We start from the raw sequence: 13942 nt of genomic DNA, 5'->3' as shown, positions 1-13942 counted from the left end.
AAAAAGCCCCGCTGGTTAGCGGGGCTCTTTGTCATGCCAGTTGAGGCTGTACGCTCACCGGCTGTAGCGGCAGCAACGGTGCATGAGGGTCCGCCTTGACCGATTCACGCCACGCCGCCAGCCACTCGGGATGCGCCTCGCTCCAGACCTGCTCATGCAAGCGGGACAGGGCCACCGGGTCGCTCAGCAGGGCCAGCCGCTCAGCGTTATTGAGACCGGCAGGGCCGACCTTCAGGGCGTGACGAACGCGTTCGACCCGCAGCCATTCAATCGGCTCGGCCTGGCCGTGACGCGAGGTCGCCAATGCATACGCCAAGGCGTTCTGTTGTGGATCGACCACCGCCCGGATGAAACCGTCGTTCAGCGCGTGCCAACGGTTCTCATGGGTGTACTGGTCCGTCGACAGCAGTTCCTGGGGCGGTGCGTATTCCTCGGGAATCAGGAATAAGCTCTCATCACGGGATTTCAAGCCCAGGCCCACGCGACTGGAGATCACCGACACCGGGATCGACAGGATCAGCGACCCGACGATCGGCACCAGCCACCAGAGGAAGCTTGGGTTCAGCCAGATCACCAGCAAGGCCCAGAAGAAGCCCAGCAAGGTTTGCGGACCGTGACGCTTGACCGCTTCGCTCCATGGCGTGGAGTCGTCGTCACGTTTCGGCGAGTTCCAGGTCGCGGCCCAGCCGAGGAACGCGGCGAGCACGAAACGGGTGTGGAAGATCATCCGCACCGGCGCCAGCAGCATGGAGAAGAGCATCTCCAGCAGCATCGACATGGTCACCTTGAACTTGCCACCGAACTCCTTGGCACCCTTGGCCCAGATCAGCACGATGCTCAGCAGTTTGGGTAGGAACAGCAGCACGATGGTGGTCGAGAACAGGGCGATGGCTTTTTCCGGATGCCATTGCGGCCACAGCGGATAAAGCTGGCGTGGTTCAAGGAAGTACTGCGGCTCCATCAGCGTGTTCACCGCCAGCAGCGCGGTGGACAGCACCAGGAAGAAGAACCACAGCGGCGCCGACAGATAAGACATCACGCCGGTCAGGAACACCGCACGGTGCACCGGGTGCATGCCCTTGACCAGGAACAGCCGGAAGTTCATCAGGTTGCCGTGGCACCAGCGACGGTCACGCTTGAGTTCGTCCAGCAGGTTTGGCGGCAGCTCTTCGTAGCTGCCCGGCAGGTCATAGGCAATCCACACGCCCCAGCCGGCACGGCGCATCAGCGCGGCTTCGACGAAGTCGTGGGACAGGATCGCGCCCGAGAACGCACCTTTACCCGGCAACGGCGCCAAGGCGCAGTGATCGATGAACGGTTTCATGCGGATGATCGCGTTGTGACCCCAGTAATGGGATTCACCCAACTGCCAGAAGTGCAGACCGGCGGTGAACAGCGGACCGTACACTCGCGTGGCGAACTGCTGCATGCGCGCATACAACGTGTCCATGCCCGAAGCCCGTGGCGCGGTCTGGATGATGCCGGCGTCCGGCGTGGCTTCCATCAGGCGCACCAGGCTGGTCAGGCATTCGCCGCTCATCACCGAGTCCGCGTCGAGCACGACCATGTACTTGTAGTCGCTGCCCCAACGACGGCAGAAGTCGTCGAGGTTGCCGCTCTTGCGTTTCACGCGACGGCGACGACGACGGTAGAAGATCTTGCCGAAGCCCCCGGCTTCACGGCAGACGTCCAGCCAGGCTTGCTGTTCGGCCACGCAGATATCAGTCTCGTTACTGTCGCTGAGCACGAAGAAGTCGAAGCGATCCAGGTCACCGGTGGCAGCCACCGACTCGAAGGTGGCGCGCAAACCGGCGAATACCCGCGGCACGTCTTCGTTGCAGATCGGCATCACCAGCGCGGTGCGGGCATCCTTGGGAATCGGCTCATTGCCGGCGCTGGCGCCAGAGATGCGGTATTTGTCGTGGCCGGTGAGCAATTCGAGAAAGCCCATCAGCGCTGTCCAGAAACCTGCCGACACCCAGCAGAACAGGATCCCGAACAGAATCAGGATGCTGGTTTGCAACGCATACGGCAGCACTTGCGTGGCCGTCTGCAACAGCGGTTGGTGCAGGACTTCTTCCAGGTCGACGAACGACCAGCCCTGGTAGGGCATGATGCCCTTCATGTACCAACCGGCGACGATGGTCTGGCCGAGCATCAGGATCAGCAGGATGTAGCGGCGGATCGAACCCACGGTACGCCAGCGTGCATGGGGCAGCACGCGCTCATCCTTGGGCGGCTTCGGCGGGTTGGTGCGACCGGTCAGGCGCCGCCAGGCGCGCACCAGGATATTGGTGCGCCACGGCTCCGGCACGACCTTGGTCCGACGGATCGGCGGCGTCGCTTTCAGGCACACCCGGCCACTGGCGTCGAGCCCCAGCATTTCCGCTTCTTCAAGCTCTTCGGCGGTGCTCAGGGTCAGCCGGCGACCCACCGAGGCTTGCACAGCCTCGGTGGGCGCGTCGAACGTCGGCGACGACAGGCGTTCGTGCAATTCGCTGAAGGACTTGCAGCCCGCCAGTTCGGCGCGCTGCTCGTCGGTCATGGGCAAATGGGCCAGGTACTCACTGAGCGTCTCTGGCTGTACTGGAGTATTACTCATCGGCTGGCAACTGATAGCTCCAGGTCTCGGTCAGGACTTGCTCAGTCGGTTCCGGTTCCTGCTGGGTTGGGGTCGGTTCGACCGCGGCGGTGTCCGCCTGGACAGCCTTGGCTTCGTCTTGCGCTTTTTCTTTCGCGAGCTCTTTTTCAGTCTGCTGGCGGGCGATCTTGTCAGCCTTGGCCAGGGTCGTGGTCGCGGAATGCGAGGCGGCCGGGGCTTCGACAGGCGTCAGCGGACGAACCAGTGCCGCACGCATCTCGGTGGCCTGTTTCGGGTCCTTGATCTTCAGTCGCAGCGTCAGGCGCCAGCCCTTGGTTTCAGGGTTGTAGCGCACGCTGTTCTCGACGATCTCGCCGTTGTCGCCAACGCTCACCTGGCTACGCACTTCGGCGTCTTCAGGCAATGCTTGCAGGGACGGCCCTTCGAAATCCACCAGGTAGGCCACGCTGCCGTCCGGTTGACGGATCAGGTTGGACTGCTTCACATCACCAGTGGAACGCAGGGTCTGCTTGACCCAGGCACTGTCTGGCGAGTGCAGGTTGGCTTCGTCGAGGGTCCAGTGCAGACGGTAGGCGAAGTCCAGCGGCTGGCCTGGTTCAGGCAGTTTCTCCGGGCTCCAGAACGCAACGATGTTGTCGTTGGTTTCGTCGGCGGTCGGGATCTCGACCAGATCGACGGTACCCTTGCCCCAATCGCCTTTCGGTTCGATCCAGGCGCTTGGGCGTTTTTCGTAACGGTCATCCAGGTCTTCATAGTGGCTGAAGTCACGACCACGTTGCAGCAGGCCGAAACCACGCGGGTTTTCTACCGAGAAGTTGCTCACGGCCAAGTGTTTCGGGTTGTTCAGCGGACGCCAGATCCACTCGCCGTTGCCGGCATGGATGGACAGGCCGCTGGAATCGTGGAGTTCACGACGGTAGTTGAGCACCTTGGACGGCTGGTTGGCGCCGAACAGGAACATGCTGGTCAACGGGGCGATACCCAGTTTGTTGACGCGATCGCGCAGGAACACGCGGGATTTCACGTCGACAACGGTGTCGGTGCCCGGACGCACGGTCAGGCGATAAGCGCCAGTGGCCCGCGGCGAATCCAGCAGGGCGAAGATCACCAGGTGCTTGTCGGTGGGTTTCGGACGCTGGATCCAGAACTCGCGAAAGCGTGGGAACTCTTCACCGGATGGCAACGCGGTGTCGATGGCCATGCCACGCGCGGACAAGCCGTAGACCTGGCCCTTGCCGATGACGCGGAAATAACTCGCGCCCAGCATGGTCATGATTTCGTCTTGCTTGTCGGCCTTGTTGATCGGGTACAACACGCGGAAACCGGCGTAGCCCAGCTGTTCGGTGGCCTTGGGATCGAACTTCACGTCGCCGAAATCGAACCGTGTCGGGTCGTACTTGATCTCGTCGACGGTGGTCGCGGTGATTTCGTTGATCTTCACCGGGGTGTCGAAATGCATGCCCTGGTGATAGAAGGACAGCCGGAACGGGGTCTTCTGGTCGGCCCACTCCGCTTTTTCGGTGCGGAAACGGATTTTCTGATAATCGGCGAACTTCATTTCGCGGAATTCGTTCGGCAAATTGCTGCGCGGGGCTTCGAATTTCTGCCCGGCCAGTTCTTGTGCCTTCGCCGATACATCATCCAGGCTGAATGCCCACAGTTGGCCCGCGCCGAACAGGCACAGCAGGGCCGAGCCCGCTACCAAGGCGCTTCTAAACCGTTTGGCAGTCATTTTTGGTGCATTACAGGGACTAACAATCACGAGCAACCCTCGCCGAAAACTGATCAAAAAACCAACGGCCAGATAAAGTATCTACACGGTAACGGCGCTGAAAAACCGTTCCTGCGGACCACTCTTGCCAAGTTGGCGAGCATTGTTCCGACTCCGACGGGGCAAAATGATTCCCCAAACGGTTCAGGACAAGTCTCTACCTAAGTCAAATGGACCAGCGAACGCTGATCCCCCGTAGCGCGCGATTATCTAGTAGCCCGCGTGACAACGCATCAGGGGTAGCAAAGTATTTATCGAGAAAACTCCCTGTTTAGCCTCGAAACAGAACGGAAAAGATGTTTCAAACGCTTTCAGGACTGTAACAGGAAGGTTACCGGGCCATCATTGACCAGATGCACCTGCATGTCGGCGCCGAATCTACCTGATGCCACTGTGCCATGCACCTGTTTCGCCTGGGCCAGCAAATAGTTGAACAACTCTTCGCCCAAGGCCGGAGGCGCGGCCGTGGAAAAACTTGGACGCAGGCCGCTTTTGGTGTCCGCCGCCAAGGTGAACTGCGACACCAGCAGCAGCCCACCACCGACATCCACCACGGACAGGTTCATCTTGCCCTCGGCGTCGCTGAACACGCGATAGTTAAGCAGCTTGTGCAGGAGTTTGTCGGCGCTGGCCCGGGTATCCCCGGGCTCGACGGCCACCAGCACCAGCAAGCCTTGGTCTACAGCCCCGATGATCTCACCGGCTACTTCGACCCGTGCGCAGCGCACACGTTGCAACAGCCCCTTCATGCTTCCTCGGGCGGCAGGTCGAGCAGGCGCCGGGCCATTTGCGCAGCGGCGCGTACCAGCGCATCGGTAATTCCCGGCTCCGAAGCGGCGTGACCGGCGTCGCGGATCACCTGCAGTTCGCTGTTGGGCCAGTTCTGATGCAGCTCCCAGGCGTTGTCCAAGGGGCAGATGACGTCGTAGCGGCCGTGCACAATGACGCCCGGCAAATGGGCGATCTTGCCCATGTCGCGAATCAGCTGGTTGGGTTCGAGGAACGCATTGTTGGTGAAGTAGTGGCATTCGATCCGGGCAATCGAAAGCGCCCGCTGCGGCTCGGAGAAGCGATCGACCACCAGCGGGTTCGGACGCAGGGTCGCGGTACGACCTTCCCAGGTGGACCAGGCCTTGGCCGCATGCATCTGGGCAATCTGGTCGTTACCGGTCAGGCGCTTGTGGAAAGCGCTGAGCAAGTCGTCGCGCTCATCCAGGGGAATCGGCGCGATGTAGTCTTGCCAATAGTCGGGAAACAGGCGACTGGCGCCAGCCTGGTAGAACCACTCGATTTCCTGCGGACGGCAGAGGAAGATCCCACGCAGGATCAGGCCATGCACCCGCTCTGGATGGGTCTGGGCGTAGGCCAGGGCCAGGGTCGAGCCCCAGGAACCGCCGAACAGCACCCATTTTTCGATGCCCAGGTGCTTGCGGATGCGCTCCAGGTCTTCGACCAGATCCCAGGTGGTGTTGTTTTCCAGGCTGGCGTGGGGGGTGGAGCGACCGCAACCGCGCTGGTCGAAGGTGACGATACGGTAAAGGTTCGGATCGAAGTAGCGACGACTCTGCGCGTCGCAGCCAGCACCCGGGCCACCGTGAATGAACACCACTGGCAGACCTTCCGGGGAACCGCTTTCATCGACATAGAGCGTGTGGGTGTCATCGACAGCCAGATCGTGCCGGGCATGGGGTTTGATCTGCGGGTACAAAGTCTGCATTGCGCGCTCCGTAAGGGGTCGAGTCATCCCTGTGGGGACGTCTATTTAATCTGCCGTCCGGCATCATAAACCCGAATCACCTGAATGAGCATGCCCCTGCGCAGTCAAAGCATGTCAGCCAGGAACGCCAGCAGCGTGCGATACAACTGATCGACCTCTGGCACCTGGCCCCGGCCACGCAGGCAACCGTGGACCAGCCCTTCGCCGATATACAGCACGGAGTCCACCCCTGCGGCTTTCAGCCGCTCGCTGTAACGGACACCATCGTCGCGCAGCGGGTCCCATTGCGCGACCGCAACCAGCGCCGGCGGCACGCCGCTCAGGTCGTCGGCGAATAGCGGCATGGCATAAGGCGTGGGTTGGGCGCCACACAGGTACAGCGCCTCATAGCGCTCCAGGTCGCGGCCACTCAAGAGCGGGGCATCTTCGCACGCTTGGCGTGAGGGCAAATCCGCCGGGCCACCAAGCGCCGGGTAGATCAACACCTGGACCCGGGGCAACGGCTGCCCGGCATCGCGCAAGGCCAAGCACAACGCAGCGGCGAGGTTGCCGCCGGCACTGTCACCGGCCACCGCCCGGCGACGCGGGTCGATGGCAAACGGGGTGTCCGCCAAGTGGTGCCACACCGCGAGGCAATCTTCGAACGCGGCCGGAAACGGATGCTCGGGGGCCAGCCGGTAATCCACCGCCACTACCAACGCGCCAAGCTCAGCCGCCAGTTCCATGCAGATGAAGTCATGAGAATCCAGGTCCCCCACCACCCAACCGCCACCGTGCAGGTAGAGAATGCACGGCCAGCCGGCGAGCGGCGGCGCAATGCGCGGGTGATAGGCCCGGATAGGCACGCCGGCCAACGGCAAATCCTCCACCACGAGCGTTGGCGGACGCGACGGGGTAAACGCCCGGCACATCTGGCTGTAAGCCTGGCGCGAACCGTCGAGGCTGTCGTCCGGGGCGGTGAAGCTCAGGGTTTTGTCGATGAAGGCGGACATTGCCTGGGAAAGTGGGTAGGCCATCTCGGGTTGCCATGCGTCGAAAGAGGATGTGGCTCAGCCGTTTTTAGCTTTTGTGGCTTCTGTGGCTTCTGTGGCTTCTGTGGCGAGGGAGCTTGCTCCCGCTCGGGTGCGCAGCGCCCGCTTTTTTTCTAGGGCTGCTTCGCAACCCAGCGGGAGCAAGCTCCCTCGCCACAGGGGTATCAGTGTCCATAAGGTTGTGTCAGTGCTTGAGGCTGGCCTGCACCGCCGCTACGCCATCCTTGCCATCGAAGCTGGTCACGCCAGCGAGCCAGCGCTGCAGATCCTCGGGATGCTCGCGCAGCCATTGCCGGGCGACGTCCTGGGGTGTCTTGCGCTCCATGATCGGCACCATCATCTGGCTTTCCTGGGCGGCGGTGAACGTGAGATTTTCCAGCAGCCGCTGAACGTTGGGGCAACGCTGGGCGTAGTCCGGCGCGGTCACCGTGGACACGGTCGCGGCGCCTTCGTTCGGACCATAGACGTCTTCGCTGCCCGTCAGGTAGGCGATGTTCATGTTGATGTTCATCGGGTGCGGGGTCCAGCCGACGAACACCACGAATTCCTTGCGATTCACCGCCCGCTGCACCGCCGCCAGCATCCCCGCCTCACCGGATTCGATCAGCTTGAAATCCTTGAGGCCAAAGTGATTGGTTTCGATCATGGTCTTGATGGTGGTGTTGGCGCCACTGCCTGGCTCAATCCCATAGATCTTGCCACCAAGCTGATCCTTGAACCGGGCGATGTCGGCAAAGGTCTTGAGCCCCGCCGCAGCCACGTAGTCCGGGACGGCCAAGGTGGCCTGGGCATCGGCCAGGCTGGGTTTATCCAGGACCTTCACCTGGTTGGCCGCCAGGAACGGGGCGATGTTCTTGTCCATTGCCGGTTTCCAATAACCCAGGAAGATATCGAGCCGCTTGTCGCGGATGCCGGCGAAGATGATCTGCTGCACGGCGCTGGTCTGCTTGCTTTCGTAGCCCAGCCCGGTGAGCAACACGTCGGCCATGCCGCTGGTAGCGATCACGTCGGTCCAGTTGACCACGCCCATGCGTACGGTCTGGCAGGATGCAGGCTCGGCGGCCATCGCGCCGGAGCTTAGTAGAACGGTACCGCAGAGGAACGACAGACAGCGCTTGGACAGTCTTTTCATCGCGAGGGGTCTCGTGCGGCAGTGGATTGTTGTAGGTCGGTGTCTAGGTGCACCGTGCCTGGAACATTACGCAGCGTCGAGGAGGTAAAGGTGAACTGTGGCGACTTGGTTTTGCACGGTGGCGACAGGGAGAGCGGCTTGAAATGCTTTTGTGGCGAGGGAGCTTGCTCCCGCTCGGTTGCGTAGCAACCAAAAAAGCGAGGGCGGCTTCGCCACCCAGCGGGAGCAAGCTTCCTCGCCACAGAACCCCATGTTCACAAGAAGTCCTTCACAAAGACTGCTTGGTCACAGATTAATGTTTGTAGGCCTTTTGCCCCCACGCCAGGAAGCCTTCCAACAACTCCCTGAGCACCACCTGGGTCGGCGCCGCCAGATCGGAGCGATAGTTGAACGGTTCGAACTCTTCCATGTAGGTGCTTTGGCACAGCTCCAGTTGCACCGCGTGGATGTCCTCGGCCGGGTTGCCGTAATACCGGGTGATGTGCCCGCCCTTGAAACGCCCGTTGAGCACATGGGTGAACTGGCCATGGCGAGCGCAGATGGCTTCGAGCTGGCTGGCCAGGGTCGGGTCGCAGCTGGCGCCGTTGAACGTGCCCAGGTTGAAGTCCGGCAGCTTGCCGTCGAACAAGTGCGGGATCACCGAACGGATCGAGTGGGCATCGAACAGCAAGGCATAGCCGAACTCGGCCTTGAGCCGCGCCAGCTCCTGCTGCAGCGCCTGGTGGTACGGCATCCAGACTTGTCGCAGATACGTCGCCCGCTCCTCGGCCGAAGGTTCCAGTCCTTCGCGAAACAACGGCACGCCATCGAACAGCGTCGCCGGGTAAAGACCGGTGGTGGCGCCGACGTACATCGGTTTGTCATCGGCGGGGCGATTCAGGTCGACGACGAACCGCGAGTATTCCGCGGCCAGGGTGCTGGCGCCCAACTCATTGGCGAACTCATAGAGCTTGGGAATGTGCCAGTCGGTGTCCGGCAGGCTCTGGGCCTCGGGGATCAACCCGGCCTGTACCGCCGGGGTCAGGCGCAGGCCGGCGTGGGGCATGCTGATCAACAGCGGCACGCGCCCTTGCTTGAAATTCAGGACCTTCTCCACAACCGTTCTCCTCAATCGATTTCCACGCCGTGACGCACGACGCGTTTTTCCAGATCGCCACCGAGCCAGTACGCCAGGTCAGCGGGGCGGTCGATGTGCCAGGCGACAAAATCCGCGACCTTGCCGGCTTCCAGCGAACCGTGGGTCTGCGCCATGCCCAAGGCTTGGGCCGCATGAATCGTCGCCCCCGCCAAGGCTTCTTCCGGGGTCATGCGGAAACAGGTGCAGGCCATGTTCAACATCAAGCGCAACGACAACGCCGGCGAAGTGCCGGGGTTGAGGTCGCTGGCCACGGCGATTTTCACGCCGTGCTTGCGCAGGGCATCCATGGGCGGCAGCTGGGTTTCGCGCAGGAAATAAAACGCCCCCGGCAGCAACACCGCCACGGTGCCGGACGCGGCCATGGCCATGGCATCGTCTTCGGTCATGAACTCCAGGTGATCGGCCGACAGCGCCTGGTAGCGTGCCGCAAGGCTGGAACCCTGCAGCGATGACAACTGTTCGGCGTGCAGCTTCACCGGCAGGCCCAATTGCTGCGCGGTGATGAACACCCGCTCGACCTGCGCCGGGGAAAAGGCCAGGTATTCGCAAAAGGCGTCCACCGCATCCACCAGCCCCTCTGCCGCCAGGGCCGGCAGCATCTCGGTGCAGATGTGCTCGATGTAATCATCAGCGCGGTCCTTGTATTCCGGCGGCAAGGCGTGGGCCGCCAGGCAGGTGCTGCGTACGCTGACCGGAAGTTCGGCAGCGAGGCGGCGAATGACCCGCAAGATCTTGCGTTCGCTGGCCAGGTCCAAGCCATAGCCGGACTTGATTTCCACCGTGGTCACGCCGTCATGCATCAGGCTTTTCAGGCGTTTGGCCGCGCTGGCGAACAGCTCGTCTTCACTGGCGGCGCGGGTGGCGCGCACGGTACTGGCGATGCCACCGCCGGCCGCGGCGATTTCGGCGTAGCTGACACCTTGCAGGCGCTGTTCGAACTCACCGCTGCGGTTGCCGCCAAACACCGTGTGGGTGTGGCAGTCGATCAGCCCCGGCGTGACCCAGGCGCCCTTGAGGTCGTTGACCGCCGGGTAATCGCCTGCTGGCAACTCGGCGCACGGGCCGATCCATTGAATGTGCTCGTCCTGGGTGACGATGGCGGCGTCTTCGATGATCGAGTAGACGCCTTGGGCCATGGTGGCGGCGTGGCAGTTTTGCCAGAGGGTTTTCATCCCGGTTTCCTCGTCTCATTCAAAATCGAATCGCGAGCAGGCTCGCTCCCACAGGGATCAGGGGTGTACCCCAAATGAAGGGCTCGACACCGATCCCCTGTGGGAGCGAGCTTGCTCGCGAAGGGGCCCTTACAGGCTCGGCAACAGCTGCGCCGTAACCAATTCGTTCAGGCACCGACTCGCCAGCAATTCACTCGCTGCATTGATGTCCGGCGCAAAGAACCGGTCCTTCTCATAGAACGGCACTTCTGCACGCAACAGGCCCCGGGCCTGTTCCAGTTTGGCGGAAGTCTTCAAGCCGCCGCGCAGGTCCAGGCCCTGGCATGCCGCAAGCCATTCCACCGCCAAAATCCCACGGGTGTTCTCGGCCATCTCCCACAGGCGCTTGCCAGCGGCCGGGGCCATGGAGACGTGGTCTTCCTGGTTGGCCGAGGTCGGCAGGCTGTCCACCGAATGGGGATGGGACAGCGCCTTGTTTTCACTGGCCAGGGCGGCCGCAGTCACTTGGGCGATCATGAAGCCGGAGTTCACCCCGCCATTGGCCACCAGGAACGGCGGCAGTTGCGACATGTGCTTGTCCATCATCAGCGAAATGCGCCGCTCACTCAGGGAGCCGATTTCGGCAATCGCCAGGGCCATGTTGTCAGCGGCCATCGCCACCGGTTCAGCGTGGAAGTTGCCACCGGAAATCACGTCGCCCTCGGCAGCGAACACCAGCGGGTTGTCCGACACCGCGTTGGCCTCGATCACCAGCACTTCGGCAGCCTGGCGGAACTGGGTCAGGCAGGCACCCATCACTTGCGGCTGGCAGCGCAGGGAGTACGGGTCCTGGACCTTGTCGCAGTTCTGGTGCGAATCGGAGACTTCGCTGCGCTCGCCCAGCAGGTCGCGGTAGGCCGCGGCGGCATCGATCTGGCCTTTCTGGCCGCGAGCCGCATGGATACGTGCATCGAATGGCGAACGCGAACCGAGCACCGCTTCCACCGTGAGGCTGCCCAGGGCCAGGGCACCGGCGAACAGGTCTTCGCCTTCGAACAGGCCGCGCAGGGCAAACGCGGTGGAGACCTGGGTGCCGTTGAGCAGCGCCAGGCCTTCCTTGGCGGCCAGGGTCAGCGGCGCGAGGCCGGCCATTTTCAGGGCGTCGACGGCCGGCAGCCATTCGCCCTTGTAGCGGGCCTTGCCTTCGCCCAGCAGCACCAGGGACATATGGGCCAGTGGCGCCAGGTCACCGGACGCACCGACCGACCCCTTGAGCGGGATGTGCGGGTAGACCTCGGCATTGATCAGCGCAATCAGCGCATCGATCACCTGCCGACGGATGCCGGAAAAACCCCGGCTCAGGCTGTTGACCTTGAGCACCATGACCAACCGCACCAGCGCATCGCTGATCGGCTCGCCCACGCCAGCGGCATGGGACAGCACCAGGGAGCGCTGCAGGTTCTCCAGGTCTTCGCTGGCGATACGGGTCGAGGCCAACAGGCCGAAGCCGGTGTTGATGCCGTAGGCGGTACGGTTCTCGGCGAGGATCTGTTCCACGCACGCAACACTGGCCTCGATCTGCGCCGACGCGCTGGCGTCCAGGCTCAGGGTCACCGGATGCTGATAGATGTCACGCAATTGAGCCAGGCTCAATTGGCCGGGAATCAGGTTTAAGGCAGTCATGTATTGCTCCTTTTGAGAGTTTTGTTTTTCACCCGCCAGTCGCTCCGGAATGTTCCGTTATCCGTCACCTTCGCTTTTTGGGCGATGCCTTGTGGGCTATAGGTGCCTTGGCACGCTGGCGCTATTTTTGATCAGTTCAAATGGGGTAGTACGTTGTGCAGCACGTTCGGATCTTTTAGCAGCCCGGCGGCGCTGGCGATGTCCGGCGCCAGCCAACGATCCTGGTCGTAGGCCGGAACACGCTCGCGCAGCAACTTCCAGGCGATGTCCGTCCCGGCGCCGAAGCGCTGCGTCTTGAGAAATTCAAAGGCCTGGGCCGCCAGCAGGTATTCGATGGCGAGGATCTGCGTGCAATTTTCCAGCGCCCGGTGCAGCTTCAGGGCGGCGTTGGTGCCCATACTCAAATGGTCTTCCTGCAACCCGGAGGTGACGAAATTGTCCAGCACCGCCGGTTGCGCCAATTGCTTGTTTTCCGCGCACAGCGATGCGGCGACGTATTGCACGATCATCATCCCCGAGTTCACGCCGGGGTTGGCCACCAGGAAGGCTGGCAGGCCGCTGACGTGCGGGTTGATCAGCCGGTCGAGGCGGCGCTCGGCGATGGAGCCGATCTCTGCCATGGCAATCGCCAGCAGGTCTGCCGCCAACGCCACCGATTGGCCGTGGGGATTGGCCTGGGACATGACCCGGAAGTTCTCCGGTGTCCCCAGCAGCAGCGGGTTATCGGTCACCGAGTTGAGTTCGGTTTCGATCTGTTGCTGGGCATGGGCCAATTGGTCGCGGGCCGCGCCGTGCACCTGGGGAATCGAACGGATACTCAAGGCGTCCTGGGTGCGAATGCCCAGGCTACCGACGATGACTTCGCTGCCGTCGAGCAATGCCCGCAGATTGACGCCGACCTGCCGCATGCCCGGATGCGGCTTCAACGCCATGACGTCGGCGTCGAACGCGGCGATCTGGCCGCGCTGGGCCTCGAAACTCATGGCGCCGATCACGTCGGCCCATTGCACCAGTCGCGTGGCATCGGCCAGGGCCAGGCAACTGAGGCCGGTCATGCATGGCGTGCCGTTGACCAGGCACAAACCGTCCTTGGCCCCCAGTTGCACCGGTTGCAAATTCTCGGCGGCCAGGGCCTGTTGCGCCGGGACGATTTGCCCGCGATAGCTGACCTGGCCAACGCCCAGCAATGCAATGCCGATGTGGGCCATGTGGGTCAGGTAACCCACCGAACCCTGGGACGGCACTTGCGGGGTGATGCCGCGATTGAGCAGGGCCAGCAGCGCCTCGACCACGCGCCGATGGATGCCGGACTTGCCCTGGCTGTAGTTGTGGATGGCCGCGCAGAGAATCGCCCGGGTCTGCTCGTCGCAGAGCGCCGGGCCGACGCCACAGGCATGGCTGAGCAGGGTATTGCGCGACAGTTGGCTGAGTTGTTCGTCCTTGAGCGAGACATTGCACAAGGCGCCCAGGCCGGTGTTGACGCCATAGGCGCGTTCGCCGCTTTCGACGATGCGCTGGACGATGGCCTGGGCATTGTCGATCCGTGCCCAGGTCTGGGTCGACAGCTCTAGCACCGCGCCGAAGCGAGCGACGGCGACCACGTCCTGCCAGCGCAACGGAGCGCCGGTGATGATGATTTTTTCAGCCTGGGACATCTTCAACCTCATGAAAAAATTATTTCAGCATCACATCTGGCTAAAAGCACAGCCTTTGTGGC

Annotated in this window: 10 protein-coding genes; all 10 read right to left on the bottom strand. The window is 62.5% G+C overall.

Annotated features, from left to right (window positions below):
• Positions 1–31 precede the first annotated feature (31 nt).
• The 10 genes from mdoH to hutH (ACLH0I_RS02940) all read right to left on the bottom strand — a co-directional run bounded on the left by mdoH (position 32) and on the right by hutH (ACLH0I_RS02940) (position 13880).
• Entirely contained in the window at positions 32–2602 is a 2571-nt protein-coding gene (gene mdoH / locus ACLH0I_RS02985; RefSeq protein WP_411386254.1) for a glucans biosynthesis glucosyltransferase MdoH, read from the bottom strand.
• Positions 2595–4334, bottom strand: coding sequence for a glucan biosynthesis protein G (locus tag ACLH0I_RS02980; RefSeq protein ID WP_189656173.1), 1740 nt, complete (start codon positions 4332–4334; stop codon positions 2595–2597). Before ACLH0I_RS02980 ends, mdoH begins: the two co-directional genes overlap by 8 nt.
• 350 nt (positions 4335–4684) lie before the next feature.
• The gene (gene dtd / locus ACLH0I_RS02975) at positions 4685–5122 is read right to left on the bottom strand and encodes a D-aminoacyl-tRNA deacylase (protein WP_250961919.1); all 438 of its coding nucleotides are present in this window, start codon (positions 5120–5122) and stop codon (positions 4685–4687) included.
• On the bottom strand, positions 5119–6090 hold the full coding sequence (pip, locus tag ACLH0I_RS02970; protein WP_003196909.1) for a prolyl aminopeptidase: 972 nt from the start codon (positions 6088–6090) through the stop codon (positions 5119–5121). Before pip ends, dtd begins: the two co-directional genes overlap by 4 nt.
• A 104-nt stretch (positions 6091–6194) precedes the next feature.
• On the bottom strand, positions 6195–7106 hold the full coding sequence (locus ACLH0I_RS02965) for an alpha/beta hydrolase (protein WP_411386253.1): 912 nt from the start codon (positions 7104–7106) through the stop codon (positions 6195–6197).
• 199 nt (positions 7107–7305) lie between these two features.
• The gene (locus tag ACLH0I_RS02960) at positions 7306–8253 is read right to left on the bottom strand and encodes a choline ABC transporter substrate-binding protein (protein ID WP_411386252.1); all 948 of its coding nucleotides are present in this window, start codon (positions 8251–8253) and stop codon (positions 7306–7308) included.
• 292 nt (positions 8254–8545) lie between these two features.
• Complete coding sequence (gene hutG / locus ACLH0I_RS02955; RefSeq protein WP_411386251.1) at positions 8546–9349, bottom strand: N-formylglutamate deformylase; 804 nt, start codon at positions 9347–9349, stop codon at positions 8546–8548.
• 11 nt (positions 9350–9360) lie between these two features.
• Positions 9361–10563, bottom strand: coding sequence for an imidazolonepropionase (gene hutI / locus ACLH0I_RS02950; RefSeq protein WP_411386250.1), 1203 nt, complete (start codon positions 10561–10563; stop codon positions 9361–9363).
• 129 nt (positions 10564–10692) lie between these two features.
• Complete coding sequence (gene hutH / locus ACLH0I_RS02945; protein ID WP_411386249.1) at positions 10693–12225, bottom strand: histidine ammonia-lyase; 1533 nt, start codon at positions 12223–12225, stop codon at positions 10693–10695.
• Between the two features lie 131 nt (positions 12226–12356).
• A complete protein-coding gene (gene hutH, locus ACLH0I_RS02940; RefSeq protein ID WP_411386248.1) occupies positions 12357–13880 on the bottom strand; it encodes a histidine ammonia-lyase in 1524 nt (507 codons plus the stop codon).
• Positions 13881–13942 lie beyond the last annotated feature (62 nt).

The sequence above is a fragment of the Pseudomonas sp. MPB03 genome, from assembly GCF_046605385.1.
In the GTDB taxonomy this organism is placed as follows: Bacteria; Pseudomonadota; Gammaproteobacteria; order Pseudomonadales; family Pseudomonadaceae; genus Aquipseudomonas; species Aquipseudomonas zanjanensis.
The sequence above is the reverse complement of the archived record's forward strand: the minus strand, read 5'-3'. Positions and strand labels throughout refer to the sequence as shown.

What these genes read in the sequence shown, in the direction of transcription:
- mdoH (WP_411386254.1), bottom strand. Translation starts at nt 2,602, where the DNA reads ATGAGTAATACTCCAGTACAGCCAGAGACGCTCAGTGAGTACCTGGCC.
- ACLH0I_RS02980 (WP_189656173.1), bottom strand. Translation starts at nt 4,334, where the DNA reads ATGACTGCCAAACGGTTTAGAAGCGCCTTGGTAGCGGGCTCGGCCCTG.
- dtd (WP_250961919.1), bottom strand. Translation starts at nt 5,122, where the DNA reads ATGAAGGGGCTGTTGCAACGTGTGCGCTGCGCACGGGTCGAAGTAGCC.
- pip (WP_003196909.1), bottom strand. Translation starts at nt 6,090, where the DNA reads ATGCAGACTTTGTACCCGCAGATCAAACCCCATGCCCGGCACGATCTG.
- ACLH0I_RS02965 (WP_411386253.1), bottom strand. Translation starts at nt 7,106, where the DNA reads ATGGCCTACCCACTTTCCCAGGCAATGTCCGCCTTCATCGACAAAACC.
- ACLH0I_RS02960 (WP_411386252.1), bottom strand. Translation starts at nt 8,253, where the DNA reads ATGAAAAGACTGTCCAAGCGCTGTCTGTCGTTCCTCTGCGGTACCGTT.
- hutI (WP_411386250.1), bottom strand. Translation starts at nt 10,563, where the DNA reads ATGAAAACCCTCTGGCAAAACTGCCACGCCGCCACCATGGCCCAAGGC.
- hutH (WP_411386249.1), bottom strand. Translation starts at nt 12,225, where the DNA reads ATGACTGCCTTAAACCTGATTCCCGGCCAATTGAGCCTGGCTCAATTG.
- hutH (WP_411386248.1), bottom strand. Translation starts at nt 13,880, where the DNA reads ATGTCCCAGGCTGAAAAAATCATCATCACCGGCGCTCCGTTGCGCTGG.